18 protein-coding genes and 3 tRNA genes are annotated in these 17,828 nt (G+C 30.7%); 11 read left to right on the top strand and 10 right to left on the bottom strand.

The window, feature by feature from the left end:
* Nucleotides 1–893: 893 nt before the first annotated feature.
* On the bottom strand, nucleotides 894–2,270 hold the full coding sequence (locus tag MEVAN_RS07040) for a radical SAM protein (RefSeq protein ID WP_012066175.1): 1,377 nt from the start codon (nucleotides 2,268–2,270) through the stop codon (nucleotides 894–896).
* Nucleotides 2,271–2,350: 80 nt separating this feature from the next.
* Here MEVAN_RS07040 and MEVAN_RS07035 point away from each other — a divergent pair, with 80 nt between their 5' ends.
* Nucleotides 2,351–2,866, top strand: a complete 516-nt coding sequence (locus tag MEVAN_RS07035; protein ID WP_012066174.1) for a type II toxin-antitoxin system VapC family toxin — start codon at nucleotides 2,351–2,353, stop codon at nucleotides 2,864–2,866.
* A 31-nt stretch (nucleotides 2,867–2,897) separates the two neighbouring features.
* Here the strand turns inward: MEVAN_RS07035 and MEVAN_RS07030 are convergent, their stop codons facing one another.
* Nucleotides 2,898–3,146 carry a hypothetical protein gene (locus MEVAN_RS07030; protein ID WP_012066173.1) on the bottom strand — a complete coding sequence of 83 codons (249 nt, stop codon included), beginning with the start codon at nucleotides 3,144–3,146 and terminating at the stop codon, nucleotides 2,898–2,900.
* Nucleotides 3,147–3,412: 266 nt separating this feature from the next.
* On the opposite strand from MEVAN_RS07030, the gene MEVAN_RS07025 reads away from it, so the two are divergent.
* A complete protein-coding gene (locus MEVAN_RS07025; protein ID WP_012066172.1) occupies nucleotides 3,413–4,243 on the top strand; it encodes a F420-dependent methylenetetrahydromethanopterin dehydrogenase in 831 nt (276 codons plus the stop codon).
* Between the two features lie 95 nt (nucleotides 4,244–4,338).
* Here the strand turns inward: MEVAN_RS07025 and MEVAN_RS07020 are convergent, their stop codons facing one another.
* Complete coding sequence (locus MEVAN_RS07020; protein WP_012066171.1) at nucleotides 4,339–4,965, bottom strand: trimeric intracellular cation channel family protein; 627 nt, start codon at nucleotides 4,963–4,965, stop codon at nucleotides 4,339–4,341.
* A 130-nt stretch (nucleotides 4,966–5,095) separates the two neighbouring features.
* Here MEVAN_RS07020 and MEVAN_RS07015 point away from each other — a divergent pair, with 130 nt between their 5' ends.
* From MEVAN_RS07015 to MEVAN_RS06990, 6 genes are all read left to right on the top strand, one after another.
* Entirely contained in the window at nucleotides 5,096–5,830 is a 735-nt protein-coding gene (locus MEVAN_RS07015; protein ID WP_012066170.1) for an acyl-CoA dehydratase activase, read from the top strand.
* A 216-nt stretch (nucleotides 5,831–6,046) separates the two neighbouring features.
* Complete coding sequence (locus tag MEVAN_RS07010; RefSeq protein WP_012066169.1) at nucleotides 6,047–6,631, top strand: acetate uptake transporter; 585 nt, start codon at nucleotides 6,047–6,049, stop codon at nucleotides 6,629–6,631.
* A gap of 378 nt (nucleotides 6,632–7,009) precedes the next feature.
* The gene (locus MEVAN_RS07005; protein WP_012066168.1) at nucleotides 7,010–8,131 is read left to right on the top strand and encodes a double-cubane-cluster-containing anaerobic reductase; all 1,122 of its coding nucleotides are present in this window, start codon (nucleotides 7,010–7,012) and stop codon (nucleotides 8,129–8,131) included.
* A gap of 42 nt (nucleotides 8,132–8,173) precedes the next feature.
* The gene (locus MEVAN_RS07000; protein WP_012066167.1) at nucleotides 8,174–8,995 is read left to right on the top strand and encodes a phosphate ABC transporter substrate-binding protein; all 822 of its coding nucleotides are present in this window, start codon (nucleotides 8,174–8,176) and stop codon (nucleotides 8,993–8,995) included.
* Nucleotides 8,996–9,110: 115 nt separating this feature from the next.
* Nucleotides 9,111–9,989, top strand: a complete 879-nt coding sequence (locus tag MEVAN_RS06995; RefSeq protein WP_012066166.1) for a hypothetical protein — start codon at nucleotides 9,111–9,113, stop codon at nucleotides 9,987–9,989.
* A 54-nt stretch (nucleotides 9,990–10,043) separates the two neighbouring features.
* Nucleotides 10,044–10,712: a diphthine--ammonia ligase gene (locus MEVAN_RS06990; RefSeq protein ID WP_012066165.1), complete on the top strand. Its 669-nt coding sequence runs from the start codon at nucleotides 10,044–10,046 to the stop codon at nucleotides 10,710–10,712.
* 39 nt (nucleotides 10,713–10,751) lie between these two features.
* Here the strand turns inward: MEVAN_RS06990 and MEVAN_RS06985 are convergent, their stop codons facing one another.
* From MEVAN_RS06985 to MEVAN_RS06960, 6 genes are all read right to left on the bottom strand, one after another.
* The gene (locus tag MEVAN_RS06985; protein ID WP_012066164.1) at nucleotides 10,752–11,180 is read right to left on the bottom strand and encodes a flagella protein F; all 429 of its coding nucleotides are present in this window, start codon (nucleotides 11,178–11,180) and stop codon (nucleotides 10,752–10,754) included.
* Nucleotides 11,181–11,288: 108 nt separating this feature from the next.
* A tRNA-Val gene (locus MEVAN_RS06980) sits at nucleotides 11,289–11,365 on the bottom strand.
* Nucleotides 11,366–11,455: 90 nt separating this feature from the next.
* Nucleotides 11,456–12,976, bottom strand: a complete 1,521-nt coding sequence (locus tag MEVAN_RS06975; RefSeq protein ID WP_012066163.1) for an acetyl-CoA carboxylase biotin carboxylase subunit — start codon at nucleotides 12,974–12,976, stop codon at nucleotides 11,456–11,458.
* 65 nt (nucleotides 12,977–13,041) lie between these two features.
* Nucleotides 13,042–14,748, bottom strand: coding sequence for a sodium-extruding oxaloacetate decarboxylase subunit alpha (oadA, locus tag MEVAN_RS06970; RefSeq protein WP_012066162.1), 1,707 nt, complete (start codon nucleotides 14,746–14,748; stop codon nucleotides 13,042–13,044).
* A 221-nt stretch (nucleotides 14,749–14,969) separates the two neighbouring features.
* Nucleotides 14,970–15,044, bottom strand: a tRNA-Glu gene (locus tag MEVAN_RS06965).
* Nucleotides 15,045–15,067: 23 nt separating this feature from the next.
* Nucleotides 15,068–15,142 (bottom strand) — tRNA-Arg (locus MEVAN_RS06960).
* A gap of 283 nt (nucleotides 15,143–15,425) precedes the next feature.
* Here MEVAN_RS06960 and cobT point away from each other — a divergent pair.
* The 3 genes from cobT to hjc are packed head-to-tail and all read left to right on the top strand — an operon-like array spanning nucleotide 15,426 to nucleotide 17,349.
* Complete coding sequence (gene cobT, locus MEVAN_RS06955; protein ID WP_012066161.1) at nucleotides 15,426–16,478, top strand: nicotinate mononucleotide-dependent phosphoribosyltransferase CobT; 1,053 nt, start codon at nucleotides 15,426–15,428, stop codon at nucleotides 16,476–16,478.
* A 19-nt stretch (nucleotides 16,479–16,497) separates the two neighbouring features.
* Complete coding sequence (locus MEVAN_RS06950; protein WP_012066160.1) at nucleotides 16,498–16,932, top strand: methanogenesis marker 6 protein; 435 nt, start codon at nucleotides 16,498–16,500, stop codon at nucleotides 16,930–16,932.
* Nucleotides 16,933–16,950: 18 nt separating this feature from the next.
* Nucleotides 16,951–17,349 carry a Holliday junction resolvase Hjc gene (gene hjc, locus MEVAN_RS06945; RefSeq protein WP_012066159.1) on the top strand — a complete coding sequence of 133 codons (399 nt, stop codon included), beginning with the start codon at nucleotides 16,951–16,953 and terminating at the stop codon, nucleotides 17,347–17,349.
* Between the two features lie 24 nt (nucleotides 17,350–17,373).
* Here hjc and MEVAN_RS06940 read toward each other — a convergent pair whose 3' ends face one another.
* Nucleotides 17,374–17,787, bottom strand: a complete 414-nt coding sequence (locus tag MEVAN_RS06940; protein WP_012066158.1) for a hypothetical protein — start codon at nucleotides 17,785–17,787, stop codon at nucleotides 17,374–17,376.
* Nucleotides 17,788–17,828: the final 41 nt, after the last annotated feature.

The following is a 17,828-nucleotide window of genomic DNA, read 5'->3' as shown; positions in this document are numbered from 1 at the left end:
TGCACATTTTTAACCGTATACGTGTATTACCTTACGTTAACATTTTTTTCTTTTTTAATAAATTTGTAAAACGTTACATTTTTAAAAGATTTTAAAAATTTTATAAAGCTTAATCTAAATTTTAATGTTTATTATGCTACCACATAAAAAATTTTATATACGGTAGGTTTTATCTTATTAATTGGCAAGAAATTGCCATATTCCCCCATACTGTAACAGTGCCCTAAATACATTGAACATCAATTTCTTTTTTTATAGATATTTTTTAATTTATAAATGATTAATTATCTAATTTTATAGACAAATTTATAATCGACATAAGTTGTAAACTTATTAAGATATTGCAATAATTATATCTATTATTACTCAACATAATAAACTTTATATAGGTCATTTAACAAAATAGTAATTGACGAGGAATCGTCTTAAAAGTACTCTAGCGTAGAATCAATATATAATTCAATAGTAAGTAATATGGAATATTAGTTACCTGTTAAACCATTATATCTTAAACCCCCCTACCCCCGTATACGACATTTGACATAATAATATTAACAAAAACATGTATTACCCAGAAAAAATAAGTAAAAAATCTATATCCTTTTTTGAATTTTTAAAATTCTTAAAATTTATTTTTTGAGAAAAACGTTTTATTCAATAAATTATTTTTTCTTAAATTCAGTGTGTGGTTTTTTGCATATTGCCATTATTTATATACTAAATACGTAAGACTATATCGGATGACGTGAATACTGAAATATATATTATATTAATATATAAAACGCTCGATGATGACTGTCATCCCTGCTGATTTAATTTAAAGAGAATTTACACAATAAATCATCTTAGAATTAAAAAATGATGAATACAGGGTTTCTGAGAGCTTTTTTAATTTATTTTACAAGAGTTCCAACAATTATATTGTCTTTTGTACGCAGTACCTTTACATTTATTCTTTTTCCAATAATCTTACATGTTTCCAGTTTACAATTAATTACCTGAATTATTCTATCCATTGAACTGGCAATTATTTCCCCATTTACCCGTCCATCCATTAACACAGTTGCAGAAATTACGTCATTTACCTTAAAAGGACATGGTAACCTCGTTCTTACATGACTTCCAAAGTATTCATTTAATGGAACTTTTAAATTAACATTTATTCCATTTGAAGAATATTCTTTTTCATAGTTTGCCAAAAGGCCGTAAAATTTATTAAAGTCCCATGTTTTCATTTTCGGAACTTTTCTGCCAAATTGATATGTTAAACAAAGTTGTGCACCAAGAATTGGATTTTTTTTGTTGTTTATCGGGTTTATCGTATTTTGGGGTATTTTTTGCTGTAAATTTACTGCATAATCCAATACTTTTTTGAATTCTGTGTCATTATAGTTTGGAAGTAAAATTGGAGCAATTAGAAGGTGAATTTTGGAATTTTTAATATATTCTGAAATTTCCAAAATTTTATTTATATCGTAATCCTTTTTACCCGAAAGCCCTTTTGAAAGTTTTTCATCAATTGCATTTATGGACATGTTTATCCGGTGTAGGCCAGAATCTGCTAAATCATCTATTAGTTTTTCATTTAAGTTAACACCATTTGATTGGATTGAAACTATTCCTTTTTTAGGCCCATTTATTTCATTAAGTTCCTGAACAAGTTCTAAAAGGGGATAATATAGTGAAGGTTCACCTTGCCCGTCAAGGTGTGCTTCTAATTTTGTATTCCCTTTAAAATCCGCTATTTTTTTGTATTCTGAAACTAAATAATCCATATCCACGTAATAATCATTTTTTCTTGACTTTGAATGATTTCCCTCATCAACAGAACAGAATGGACAATTAATATTACAACCACTTAAACCCCTTATCTGAATTACATTTGTACCCCTATCAATCAGCCCAAATGCAGTATGCCCAATTAAAGGAATTCCTTCATTGATATAGTACGTTCTACGATTTGTTACATTGTTTGTAAGGCCTTCAACAATACTTTGGGACATTTTATTTAAAATTCCAGATTTTAGGGAGTTTGCTAAAGCCCTTACTGAATCTGATTTTTCGCCGATAAAGTCTTCAAAAATTAGTTTTCCATCTTTAAAAGATACATTGTATTCAATTGGAACTATTACTTCATAATTTTTGTTTATTTCCAATATTAAATCATTGTTAGATAATTCATAACCTGTTATCATCCTAAATTGGTTTAAATTCAAAACAAAAAATTCATCGTCTTGTTTTTTATTTTTCGTGTTTATTTTTTTAGACATCTTTACACCGGAGTTTTAAATAAATAAAGCTATAATAAAGATACAGTAATAATATATATGTGAATTACCCCGGTGGTTTTTTGATAAAAATACTCGATGCTTCAGCATTTATTCACGGCTACAACCCTTCAATTGAAGAGGGAATACACTATACAACAAACGGAATCGTTTTAGAAGTAGTTTCAAAGGAAGAAATTATTAAATCAGCACTAGATTATGGAAAATTAAAAATATTAGACCCAAAAATAGAAAATATTGAAAATGTATCTAAAATGACATTAAATACTGGCGATACATTATCTAAAAATGATATTGAGATATTAGCACTTGCAATCGAACTTGAAGGCATATTATATACCGATGACTATGGAATACAGAACGTTTCAAAAAAGTTAAATGTTAAATATAAAAATATCATAGCTGAAGGGTCTAAAAACGATTTTATTTGGAAAAAACTCTGTAAGGGATGTAAAGCGATGTATCCCATAAATTATCCTGATAGCGAGTGTGATGTTTGCGGAAGTGAACTGCATAGGAAAATGGTTAAAAATAGACTTAAAAAGAGCAAAAACTCAAAAACCTGTAAAAAGACATAATATAAAAATAAAATAATTATTTAATTTCATTTTAAAATTTTAACTTCTGCTCTACTTTTTCTGCTGCATCGGATACTTCATCGGATACTTCGATTATTTTTTCAGAAATTTCTTCAGAGACTTTTTCAGGCATTATTGACCTGAAACTGACTCCAATTTCACCAACAATATCCATTGAACCTATTTTAAAATTTATAACTTTTACATTTTGTTTTAAGTCAACTCTAAGTATTACTTCCTTATCACTTAATGAATTTATTATTTTTTCAAAATCGTCCATAAGACCCCTCTTTATCGAGTTTTAAAATGATATTTGGCTAAATTATAGGTATGAATTTGTATCTTTTTGTATTTATATCTTGTTTTTATAACTGTATTTTACGTTTTTTAGTAGTTAGAGAAAATAACTTCGAATGTTGAAAATAGAGTTACAGTTTTATAAATTACATAAGTTAATTGGGGTAATAAAGTTTTCAAATAACAATCAATATAAGTGGCTAACTTCAGAAATATTTCAGAAAGGAAATAATATCTTTCGGTGATATAATGGTTGTAAAAATAGGTATTTTAAAATGTGGTAATATAGGAATGTCTCCAATAATCGATCTTTGTTTAGACGAAAGAGCAGACAGAAACGACATTGACGTTAGGGTTTTAGGTAGCGGAGCTAAAATGAACCCTGACCAAGTTGAAGAAGTTAGTAAGAAAATGGTTGAAGAAAAACCTGACTTTATCGTATATATCGGCCCAAATCCTGCTGCACCAGGCCCTAAAAAAGCTAGAGAAATCTTAGCTGCTTCAGGAATTCCATCAGTTATTATTGGTGATGCACCAGGTATTAAAGATAAAGATGCAATGGCTGAACAAGGACTTGGATACGTTTTAATTAAATGCGACCCTATGATTGGTGCTAGAAGGCAGTTCTTAGATCCTGTTGAAATGGCAATGTTTAACGCTGATGTAATCAGAGTTTTAGCAGGAACCGGTGCTTTAAGAGTTGTTCAAAATGCAATAGACGAAATGGTATTTGCAGTTGAAGAAGGAAAAGAAATATCATTACCAAAAATTGTAATCACCGAACAAAAAGCAGTTGATGCAATGGACTTTGCAAACCCTTACGCAAAGGCAAAAGCAATGGCTGCATTTGTAATGGCTGAAAAAACAGCCGATATCGACGTTAAAGGATGTTTCATGACAAAAGAAATGGAAAAATACATCCCAATAGTTGCGTCAGCTCATGAAACCATAAGATATGCTGCTAAAATGGTTGACGAGGCACGAGAATTAGAAAAAGCAACTGATGCTGTTTCAAGAAAACCTCATGCAGGAGACGGAAAAATTTTAAATAAGTGTAAATTAATGGAAAAGCCAGAATAATTAAATAAATAATTTTTAGAATATTTTAATTTTTTTAAATTTATATTTCTAAAATTTAAAGACTATATGTGGAGCATATTTCTTATGTTATAATATTATTTTTCGCTATAAAATTTTGGAAGACTCCATTTACAAAGTATTGCAACAATTCTTACCATTAAAACTATGATGCTGCAGATAACTGCACTTATTTCAAAGTTTACATTTGATAAAATGCAGAGGTAAAATGAAACTGCACCAATTATTGAACAACTCGCATAAAAATCCTCCGTTAGTGCGGAAGGTGTTTTTTGTAATAATATGTCGCTAATTATTCCTCCTCCAACCCCCGTAAGAGTTGCAAGAATTATTACTCCAAAAAAAGAAACTTCAAAATTAAATGCAATCATTGCACCTGTAGTGGTAAAAGCAGAGAGCCCTATTGCGTCGGGAATCTGAATTATGTATTTATTACTTATATCTTCATTAAAAACTTTAAAAACAACTATTGCAAGCCATACTCCAATTAATGAAACGATTATATCATTTGGATACATTAATGCATATGGAATTGTGTTTACAAGTAAATCTCTAGTAATACCGCCACCTAATGCAGTCATTATTCCAAGAACCGTTATTCCAAGTAAGTCCAGACCTTTTTTAATTCCCTTTAATGAGCCTACGACTGCAAATGCTAAAAGGCCAATAATATTCATTATAAAAAATATGTTTTCAGTTATCATTTTATCAATTAATCATTAATTTTAAAATTCGAAAGTTTTTTCTATTACTTGAAGTTTTTTAGTTATATCGTTATCGTAATTAATAAACTTTAACTCGTTATACATTTATTTAGTTAATTTTGGTGTAAACATGATTTTAGGAATTGACATTGGCTCAACTACCACTAAGTTTGTATTAATGGATAATAACAATATTGTAGATTACGAAATAAAAAATTTAGGGGTAGTTGTTGATGAAAATGAACTTTTAAATATGATTGAAGAATTCAAAAAAGGAAGAAATGTTGAAAAAACTGTTGCAACAGGTTACGGTAGACATAAAATCTCATTTGTAGAAAAAGTGGTTCCAGAGGTAATTGCACTTGGAAAAGGTGCAAACTATTTTTTCAAAGAAGCAGAAGGGTTAATAGATATTGGGGGGCAAGATAGTAAAGTTTTAAAACTAAAAGATGGCCAAGTTGTTGATTTTATACTTTCGGATAAGTGTGCTGCTGGAACCGGCAAATTTTTAGAAAAATGCATTGATATTTTAAATTTAGATAAAGATATAAATGAGTATAGCTCCAAAAACCATTCAAAAATATCATCAATGTGTGCAGTGTTTGCAGAAACTGAAATAATTTCACTGTTATCTAAAAAAACGCCTAAAGAAGAGATTATAATGGGCGTATATGATAGCATTTCAAATAGAATAATTCCAATGGTAAAAAGAATGAAACTTGAAAATATAGTATTTAGTGGAGGAGTTGCAAAAAACAGTGTTTTAATAAAAGTTTTGGAGGCAAAATTGGAAAAGAAACTTTTAATACCAAAAGAACCGCAAATAGTTTGTTGTGTTGGAGCATGTCTTTTAGCTTTAAGTTAAATATTTTTAAAATATATAATATTTTTGAAACTATTTTTTAAAAACCATTAAATTTTTTTGTTAACTTTGATTAATCCCATTTAAATTTATTTAAATTATAGATTAGTTATAACTTAAAAATTAATATAAACAGTTTATTTTTACAATAATTTTTAAATGCTATAGTTATATATATCAGTATTTATAATGATTAATCATGATAATTGAGGTAAAACTATGCAAGAACAAAATACCGCAATAAGAGATACTACTGCAAACCCTGCTCCTTTAGGACTTATGGGCTTTGGAATTACTACGGTACTATTAAACTTACATAATGTTGGTTTATTTGATATAGGGTCTATGATTCTTGCGATGGGCATCTTCTATGGGGGACTTTCTCAAGTTATTGTGGGAATAATGGAATGGAAAAAAGGAAATACGTTTGGAACATTAGCATTTACATCATACGGGCTGTTCTGGCTCAGCCTTGTTGGAATATTGGTAATGCCGAAATTAGGAATTGCAAATCCATCTAGTCCAACTGAAATGGCATTTTATTTAGCAATGTGGGGTATTTTTACATTAGGAATGTTTTTTGGAACATTTAAAGCAAATCGGGCATTACAATTCGTATTTGGGAGTCTTACATTATTATTCTTCCTGCTTGCAGCAGGGGACATTACAGGCAGTTCACAGATAACAACTATTGCTGGAGTAGTGGGCATAATATGTGGTTCTTCTGCAATATATACGGGATTTGCAGAAGTTTTAAATGAAACCTATAAAAAAACAGTTTTGCCATTATTTTCCGTAAAATAAAAAAATACCGTTTAAATTAAATTTTTTTAAATTCCTTAAATTTTTTTATGGTACATACGTTGGTATTTTACTTACCATAATTATCTTACCTGCCTTAATTTTTTAATCTTTTGAATTAATTTTGTTTTTTAAAATTGCAGTTACTTAAAATTGCAGTTAATTAATAATGTTATTTTTTAATTTAAAGAATTTTTTATTTAATAATATATTATAATATATAATATTATTTTTTTAAATATTTTGTTATATATTAGATATACTAATAAAAATATTTATATTATATAAATCATTTTTATAATTAAGGTTTTTTTCGTGGAAATTATCCACACATTAGAAAATCTAATATATAAGTACTATTTAAAATTTCTGGTGGAAAATATGGATGGTTTAAAGTCGATTGATGAATTAAATAATGCATTTTCAAAAAGAAGGGATGAATTATACGGTCAAAAAAATGATGGAAAAAAGGTATTCGGATTGTTTTGTACATTTGTACCTACTGAATTAATTTTAGCAGCTGATGCAATTCCGGTTGGACTTTGTGGTGGGAAAGAAGTGACAATTCCTTCAGCAGAAGAAGATTTACCGAGAAATATTTGCCCTTTAATCAAATCATCATATGGATTTAAAAAAGACAAAGCCTGCCCATACATTGAAGCTTCTGACATTATTATTGGAGAAACTACTTGTGATGGAAAGAAAAAAATGTTTGAACACATGTCTGAAATGGTAAAACTGCATGTTATGCAATTGCCACATTTTAGAGATGAAAGATCTGCTAAATTATGGTTGGAAGAAGTAAGGGATTTAAAAGAACTAATTGAAGAAGAAACAGGGAACAAAATTACTGAAGAAAAGTTAAAAGAAGCCATTGATAAAGTAAATAAGTTAAGAGAATTGTTTTATAAGGTTTATGAACTTAGGAGAAATAAAATAAGCCCTATAAAGGGAACTGACGCTTTAAAATTATTCCAAATGTCTTATCTTTTAGATATAAATACGATTACTGGAATTATTGAAAATTTAATTAATGAACTCGAAGAAAGAGTTGAAAATAATGAAGGTTACTCTGGAAAAAGAATATTAATTGCAGGATGCCCAATGGTTGCTGGAAACACCAAAATTCCAGAAATAGTCGAAAATATCGGTGGAGTAGTCGTTGGAGAAGAATCATGTACCGGAACTAGGCAGTTTGAAAATTATGTTGAAGGATACTCAATTGAAGATTTATCTAGCCGATATTTTAAAATTCCTTGTGCTTGCACCTATAGTAATGAAGATAGAATTAAAAGACTCAAGGAATTAGTAGATGAACAGAAAGCAGATGGCGTAATATACTATACTCTTCAAAACTGTCATACTTTTAATATTGAAGGAGCATTAGTCGAGAAAAAATTAAAAGAAGTGGGTATACCAATAGTAAGAATAGAAACCGATTATTCTGAAAGCGATAAAGAACAGATAAAAACAAGGCTTGAAGCATTTTTAGAAATGATTTAAATACATAAACTCAATTTATTTTTTAGTTTTTAAGGTGGTAATTTGAAATTCTATAATTTAATCATATCACTACTCATAATTTCAACATTATGTTTAAGTGGTTGTATATCTACTGAAAGTTCTGGAGAAACTGTTTCAATTAAAACTGCTGGTGGAACTGCATTAATTCCAATAATGAAAGATATTTCAAAAGAATACATGCATGAAAATAGAAACGTGCAGGTTGAAGTTACAGGTGGAGGTTCTGGTTTTGGAATAAAAGAAACTGGTGAAGGGCGCCTAACAATTGGAATGGCCGGAAGAGATTTAAAATCTGAGGAAAAAGAAAAATATCCAAATATGGTGGTTTATAAAATAGGTTTAGATGGGATTGCAATAATAACCCATAAAGAAAATCCCGTATCTGACTTAACGACAAAAGAACTTCAAAAAATATATTCTGGGGAAATTACAAATTGGAACGAAATTGGGGGAGGTAATAACCCGATAAATATCTATACTAGGGAAGAAGAAAGTGGAACTCATGAAACTTTCTTAAATGAAGGGCTTTTAAAAGGAAATATCTCTCCAAGGTCACTAATGGTTTCATCAAATGGCGAAATGAAGTCAAAAATTTCGTTGGATAAAAATGGTATAGGCTATATTTCAATAGGTTATGTTGACGATTCCGTTAAAACACTTATGTTTAACGGAGTAGAGCCTACTCAGGAAAACGTAAAAGAAGGAATTTATAAAATATATAGGCCATTGAATATTCTTACAAATGGAAAACCTGAAAACAGTGTTCAAAACTTTATTGAATATATTTTAGGGCCAAATGGTCAAAAAATCATTGAAAATAATGGTTTTTTACCTGTAAATTAAATTAAATTAAATTAAATATTAGAAATATCTTTTTTTAATATCTCAAAGAGTTTTTGTATATCTTATTTATAATTTAAAATCCAAACTTATTTTATAGATTTTTTAGAGGTTAAATATGTTAAAAAAATTGTTTAAAGGATTATTCTATATATCTATAGTATTAATTCTATCTGGTTGCATTGACTTAAATAATGATTCTGGAGAAAATATTCAAAAGGAAATTGAAAAGGCTAATGGCGTTTTAGAAAATGTAGAATACATTCAAACATTTTATGCTGCAGAAACTGGCAATTCTTTAAAGTTTACACTCGTATTTGCGGATTCTAATAGAAATATTATTTCCCCAAACGGTAATGCAAAGTTAAAAATATATGATGACAATAATAATAAAATTTATGAAAATGAATTTTTAATAGACTTTAAAAATGTAGGCGAAAGTAGTAGATACGTCCTTGAAGTTTTTAAAGAGGATATTTCAAAAGGTATGACGGATAAAGGATATGCTGAAGTTATATTTACTTCAAAAGAAGGAAAAACAATAAGTAAAGACACTAGGCCCGTAAATATTCCTTATTATTCTGAAGAAGAACTTTTAAGTATTTCCGAAGAAGAATATATTAAAAATTCTGTATTAGGAATCGATCATGATACATTAGATGATGTAAAAATAACTGTTTTACGAAGTGGATATTATACAACATACGGTAAAACCAAAAAAACGGTATTTAGGGTTGACCTTGAAGTTGAAAATAAATACGGCCAAGCAAAAGACTTTACTCCTTCAGATATTTACATTACCGATGAAAGTGGTGCAATTTACAAATTCACATCAGGCGGTACCCTAAGTGGGATTTCAAAAATTCCGGCCCTTGATAAAGTTCAAGGTTACTGGCTTTTTGAAAATGTGGTGGAAGATTCAAAATCTAAACGAATACTTTTTAAAAATGGTAGAATTAGTTCAGGTTGGGTTATATTTGACCTTAAATTAGAATAAATATTTAAACTACTTTTTTAGTTTTTATTTTAAAAAAAGTTTTCGTGAAAAATTATGAATGTTGCTTCACTTTATTCCGGTGGAAAAGATTCCGCTTATGCACTATTCTGGGCTTTAAACCAAAGCTGGAATGTTGAATATTTAGTAAATGTTTTGTCAAAAAATAAAGAAAGTTATATGTTTCACGTTCCAAACGTGGAATTAACGGATTTGGTATCTGAAAGTACCGGAATAGAACTTGTAAAAGTCGTAACAAAGGGTGAAAAAGAAAAAGAGATTCTTGATTTACAGAAAAAGCTTGAAAATCTTGATATAGATTGTGTTGTAAGTGGAGCCCTTGCAAGTGAATACCAAAGAACTAGAATCGATCACATCTGTGAGGAAATTGGGATAAAATCTTTTGCGCCCCTTTGGCATAAAGAGCAGGAAACCATTCTTAGAGATACTTCAAAATTCTTTGATTTTAGAATTGTTAGTGTTTCTGCATACGGCCTTGATAAAAAATGGCTTGGAAAAAGAATTAATGAAACCAATATTGAAGAATTATTAAAAATAATGGAAAAATACAGGATAAATAAGGCCTTTGAAGGAGGGGAAGCAGAGACTTTTGTTTTTGATGCACCATTTTTTAAAGAAAAAATAGAAATTTTAGATTATGAATTAACTTTTGATGGAATTTCAGGGCATTATCTTATAAAAGATGCAGAATTACGTCCAAAATAAAAAATTATTCTTAGTTTTTTAATTAAAACTTAAAACGATTTAATAAAGCTCTTTTATAAATGTTCCGCCATATTCTCCTGCAATTAATATTCTTTTACCGAGTATTGTAGTTACATTGTATGGGGTATCAATATATATACTAGTATTTGAAAGAGGTTCAATATATTGAGTAGTTATGGCTACATCATTTAAAATTATACCATCAAAAACTATAGTCCACTTAGACGTATCTTGAACCAAATCGCCATAATTAAAGACTGTAATATTTAAAAATCCAGTAGAATTAATACTTTGTTTTTGTACAGTCAAGTTTTCCCTTGATTTTTTTAAAAGATATTCTGCATGATCATCATTTGCATTAATAAATAAGTCAAGGTTTGATTCAACCGATACATAAAGCACAGTTAATGAAAGTAAAAGGACTATTGAAAGAAAGGATACGCCATAAACTCCGGAAAAACCTGCCATATTTTCACAGCTTTTTTGTTATGTTAAAACTTGTACTTTTTTTATTTAAATAACGTTTGTGTATATATATTAATTTAAATTAATAAATATATAGTTCTAAAAAAGTAATGGTGAGTCCGGGGAGATTCGAACTCCCGATCACCGCCGTGTCAGGGCGGTATCATAGCCAACTAGACCACGAACTCATTTTCACTATATAAAGATAAGAAAATTAATATATAAAGGTATCGATAATCCAAGAATTTACATAAATTATTATTTAAGGTATTTTTAATTCAGTCATTATTTGAATACTTTTTCTTGTTGTCATCTGAATTTTTATTTGAAACATTGGTAATGTAAGCATTTAGTCCCCCAGCAAGTGCAATAACTTTTTTGTTATCATGAAATACCTTGTCGCTAAATATTTTTTCATCTTCCTTTGCTTCTATTGCATACTTCATCATAGAGCGTTTTAAAGTACATAAATTATCTTCAACGTAGTGTGTTGAAAAATTACCTTTTGAAAAATTTTCTTCTTCTAAAACTGCCCTATGAAATGGTATATTTGTAATAATTCCAAGAACGATATACTCTGAAAGAGCTCTTCTCATTCTTTCAATTGCTTCTTTTCTTGTTAATCCATACGTGATTATTTTTGCAACCATCGAGTCATAGTAAGGAGGAATTTCTGCACCGCCAAAAACACCGCTGTCAAGCCTTACACCTGGGCCCCCTGGAGATCTATAATATTTTATTTTCCCGGGAGAGGGAACAAAATCATTTATTGCATCTTCTGCATTAATTCTACATTCAATTGCATGGCCCCTGAATGTGATTTCATCTTGAGTATAAGTCAATTTATGCCCAGCTGCAATTTTTATCTGTTCTTTTACGATATCTACTCCAGTAACTACTTCAGTTATCGGGTGTTCAACTTGAACTCTTGTATTCATCTCAAGGAAGTAGAATTCACCATTGCTGTATAAAAATTCAACTGTTCCAACGCTGTGGTAATCAATTGCTTTCGCAGCTTTTATGGCAGCTTCCCCCATTTTAGCCCTTAATTCTTCAGTCATTATCGGAGAAGGTGCTTCTTCAATTAATTTTTGATGTCTCCTTTGAATTGAGCATTCCCTGTCCCCAAGATGAATAATATTCCCAAATTTGTCAGCAACAACCTGTATTTCTATATGTCTTGGTTTCTCAAGGTATTTTTCAATAAATACTGTTGAATCACCAAAAGCACTCTGTGCAATTGATTTTGTGGAATTTATTGTATCAACGAGCTCTTCTTTATTATAAACCACATTCATCCCGATGCCGCCACCACCTGCGGATGCCTTTATAATAACAGGATATCCGATTTCTTCTGCAACCAAAATTGCATCTTCTTCATTTTCAATCGGCTCTTCCCTTCCAGGAAGTACTGGAACACCGGCATCTTTCATTGCCTTTTTGGCATTGATTTTACTCCCCATAACGTCTATTGCATTTGTTGGTGGTCCGATAAACTCTATTCCTTTTTTAGCACATGCTTCTGCAAATTTAACGTTTTCTGATAAAAATCCGTACCCGGGGTGAATTGCATCTACCCCTGCTTTTTCAGCAACTTTCAAAATTCTTTCTATATTTAAATAACTCTTTAATGCAGGCGCTTCACCAATCGGGTAACATTCATCTGCGAGGCTTCGGTATAAAGAATGCTCATCAGCATCCGAGTAAACTGCAACGGTTTTTATGCCAAGTTCAGTACATGCACGTATTACCCGAACTGCAATTTCCCCTCTATTTGCTATCAGTACTTTTTTAAACATGATATTCCTCGTTCTGAAATTACTTTTAGTTTATCATTATAAAAAATAAAAAAAGCGATTTGAAGTTATTTAATAATCATTAAAATATCGCCCACATTTACGGATTCCCCTTCATTAATAATTATTTTTTCAACTTTTCCATCATTTTGGGCATTTACAGGGTTTTCCATCTTCATTGCTTCTAAAACTACAATTGAATCCCCTGCTTTAACTTCAGATCCGACTTTTACATTTAATTTGGTCACGAGTCCCCTAAACGGAGATATGACTGCACCTTCTGTTTCGGCAGTTATGGTTTCTTTTTTCTCAATTTTTGCTCTTGAACCATATACTGGCTCCACCTTAACGTTAAAAGCTTCCCCATCTACTTCAATTATATACTCGTTTGGAATTTCCATGAACTTTGAAATGTCTTTTTCTTGAGGAATTGCTTCTGCTTTTGCTTCCCCCCTTAAAAATTTAACTGCAATTTGAGGGTATATTGCATAGGTTAGAATATCTTCTTCTTTTGAAACTATTCTCTTATCCATAGCTTCTTTTTTCCTTAACTCGTATTCCGGTTCAAGTAAATCTGCAGGCCTACAAGTTATCTGCTTTTCGCCATCTTGAAGAGCCCTTTTTAAGAGGTCTTTGCTAATTGGTGCAGGTGATTTTCCGTAGTATCCTTTTAAATAATTTGAAACTTCGTTGGTGATGATTTTGTACCTTTCTTCGGTTAAAACATTCATTACTGCCTGAGTTCCAACTATCTGTGATGTCGGAGTAACTAGGGGAGGATAACCTAAATCTTTCCTAACCCTTGGAATTTCATTTAAAACTTCTTCAAACTTGTCAAGTGCACCCTGTTCTTTTAATTGAGATACTAAATTTGAGAGCATGCCTCCCGGAACTTGGTATCTTAAAATCCTTGCATCAACTCGTTCTGAAATTGAACTTATCAAGTATTTATATTTAGAGCGAATTTCATCAAAATAGTCCCTAATTTCCGTTAGTAGTACTAAATCAAGACCCGTATCATATTTAGTACCTTTTAAAGCTTCTACAATACTTTCAACAGGCGGTTGTGAAGTGCCCATTGATAAAGGGGACATTGCACAATTTAAAATATCAATTCCTGCTTCTACAGAGGTCATATATGTTAATGGAGCAATTCCTGCAGTGCAGTGGCTATGTAGGTCGATAGGTACTGAAATTTCCTCTTTTAACCTACCTATAAGTTCTTTTGCATCGTAAGGTTTTAAAAGCCCCGCCATGTCCTTAATTGAAATTGAATCACAGCCTAATTCTTCAAATTTCTTTGCAAGCTCGATAAATTGTTCAGTTGTGTGAACAGGGCTTGTTGTGTAGGATATTGCACCTTGTGCCTCTGCACCGTATTTTTTAGTCATCTTTATTGAAAATTCAACATTTCTGATGTCATTTAATGCATCAAATATTCGAATAATATCAATACCATTTTCAATTGATTTTTTAATGAATTTTTCAGCAATATCATCAGGATAGTGCCTATAGCCAACTAAATTCTGTCCCCGAAGTAACATCTGTAATGGCGTGTTCGGTATCTTTTTTTTCAAGTCCCGTAACCTTTCCCATGGGTCTTCGTTTAAATATCGAATACATGAGTCAAATGTTGCACCGCCCCAAACTTCCATAGAATAAAACCCAACTTGGTCCATTTTCTCTGCAATTGGCAACATGTCCTCAGTTCTAAGCCTTGTAGCCATTAAAGACTGGTGCGCATCTCTAAAGGTGGTATCTGTTATCTTCACCATTGATATCCCTCGCTTAATGATATAATAGTAATAAAAAAGACTGGATTGATATCTCTAAATTGCTTTTCTATAAATTCTCATTTTTATATATTAAATTAAATATTTATACGTTTTTAAGGATAAAGTCGAAAATAGATGCGATAATTGTCGAAAGATATATAAAAAAATAAAATATATTATTATAATCAAATATATCGATTAATATTTCTAAAATTAAAAAGTGCTCCGGCCGGGATTTGAACCCGAGTCGCTGGCTCGAAAGGCCAGCATGATTGGCCGGACTACACCACCGGAGCATTTACCTTGAAATTTATTAAAACGGACCCGGAGGGATTTGAACCCCCGATCCCCGGCTTAGAAGGCCGGTGCCGTATCCAGACTAGGCCACGGGCCCCCGTCTCTACATTGTGTTTCAAGAGCATAGTATAGGAAGGGTATTCTAGTATATAAATATTTCGGTTATTAAAAATATTAATATATTCAAATAAGTTTAAACGAATTTTTTAAAATACTATTTAAAGCTACAATGATAAAATATAATCGAAAACAAGGTAAAGTATGACGACTAAAGACATAAAATATGAGGCATGATTTAAAATATATTGGAAATAAAGATTAATTAAAACTAATAAATATTAATTAAAATTAAAAGTGAAAATTAGAAGCTAAGTGAAAAAATGCCAGTTATATCTATTAATGAAAACGGATTTTTAGAAAAACTTAAAAAAACAAAGGGGTTATTTTCCTGCGTTATTTCTTCAATTGAAACTACAAAATACGTTCCAATTTCAGGAGTTAATAAATCAGTAATCGATTATACGCCTGCTGCTGACATGGAGCTTGTAACTCTTGGAAAAAGTCTATCTTTAAATCATCCCCCAATAGATGCGACAGGTTGCCCAAGCCCTGCAACAATTACAAGAGCAGCTGTCGATTTGCTTGATTTACCTGTTTTAACGGTTGATGCAGGAAGCTATGTAAAACCAAAAATTCCATACGTATCGATTGATGAAAAACCTACTGGAGACATTAGGTACGGTCTTGCAATGGATAATTCAAAAGAATTATTTAGAAGTGGAAAGATTCTTTCAAAAAACACAATTTATGAAAGTTTAATAGTTGGAGAAAGCGTTCCAGGAGGCACTACAACTGCATTAGGGGTTCTTTTAGGTTTAGGTTATGATGCAAAGGACAAAATAAGCTCTGGTTCAGTTGAAAATCCTAAAGAGTTAAAATTAAGTGTCGTTGAAAGTGGAATTAAAAATTCAAAATCAAACGATGTTTTTGATATTTTAAATGCAGTAGGGGATAAAATGATGCCTGTTGTTGCAGGTATGGCTATTTCCGCAGTTTTAAAAAACAAGCCGGTTTTACTTGCCGGTGGAACACAGATGGCTTCGGTTCTTGCAGTTATAAACGAAATAAACCCAAAAATTCTTAAAAGTGGGTTAATAGGAATAAGTACTACCGAATTTGTATTAAACGATAAAAATGCAGATTTAAAAAATATTATAGAGCAAATTGGCGACGTCCCATTATTTGCATCTAAATTTGGCTACGAGAATTCAAAAATTGATGGTTTAAAAGCATATTGTAAAGGTTCAGTAAAAGAAGGCGTTGGTGCAGGAGGGATTTCAACATATTCCTACTTAAATGGCTTAAACCCAAAAGACATAAGATATTATGTAGAAGAAAATTATGAAATCTGGTACTCTAACTTCATTAAATAGTTCAAATTTGGTGGTTTTTATGAAATCAAAAGTAATTGTCTTGTCAGAAGATGCAAAAACTTCACCTTCACGATTGTTTAGGTATTTAAACTCTTTAGAATACGATATGAATGTAAAAGAAACTTGTTTTGGTGCATTTATTGAAGCAGACGATGAGGTCGTTGATAAAGTTGTTGAACTTGTAAGGAACCTTGAAAAAAATAAAATATTCTGTAAAGATAGGGGATTTCCAATTTGGGATAAAAGAAGGTGTAGGGCATTTAGGAAAGGTGGCCCAAGAGAAGGTTTTCACCAGCTAGAAGCGGAACAAAAAGTTTTAACAAGAATTTCAAGAGCTCTTTCTGCAATTGAAGTTGAAAAAATAGATGAGTTAGAACTAGAACGGCAATATGAAAAAATAAAGCCTAAAAAAATTGATGTATCTAAATTTAAAAAAATTATAAGCGAAATTTAATAACTGTATTGTGAAATTATGGTTCAAAAATACCAAAAAGGTTCCACTTTTGAACGGGAATTAAAGAAAAAACTTGAAAAAAAAGGTTTTGCAGTCATACGAAGTGCTGGAAGCCATGGTGTTGATTTAATTGCTGGAAAAAAAGGTAAAACCATCATATTAGAATGTAAATCAACGTCAAAAGATAAATATTACATTCCAAATGAAAATGTCGAAAAATTAATTGAATTTTCAGAATTATTTGGTGGAATCCCATATATTGCATTAAAAATCAAGAGCAAATGCTTGTTTATAAATCCGCATCTTTTAACATCTGCCGGAAAAAATTATGCACTTGATTATGAAAGATTAAGCCCCATATCGCTTGATATAAACGATATAGCTGAAGAAAGATTTCAAAAGAGATTAATTGAATAATTAAAAAGTATTAACTTCATTAATTTATTCCATATTATTTATTAAAATTTTTGTTAGGGAGATTCCTAAATAAGCAGCTCTTTTTGGTTTTATTATTATTGAAGAGTGTTCTTCTTCTTTGTGTATCCCAACAAGAATCGATGCCGTTCTTTTGTCATCTGCCGGAAGTATTGCAATCGAAACCCTGCTTTCATTTGCAAAGCACGTTCCTACATCCTGTATTTTTTGAAGTTTTATACCTTCTTTTTTAAATTTCCGGTTTATCTCTTCAGCAGTTACTACGCCGTGGTTTAAAAGAGTTACAAATAATGCAGATGTCTCGACATCCATTGAAACAGAATCTATCTCTTTTTCCCCTTCATCTATTAGTTTAAATATTACTTCGTTATTTTCATATTTTAAAACTAATGTCTTTCCCTGTGCTCCTGATACACTCATTCCCCTCACCTTTCCTCGATACTGTAGGTATATAATATGAT

The sequence above is a fragment of the Methanococcus vannielii SB genome, from assembly GCF_000017165.1.
GTDB lineage: Archaea > AGJL01 > Methanococci > Methanococcales > Methanococcaceae > Methanococcus > Methanococcus vannielii.
This window is presented reverse-complemented; position numbering and strand designations above follow the sequence as displayed.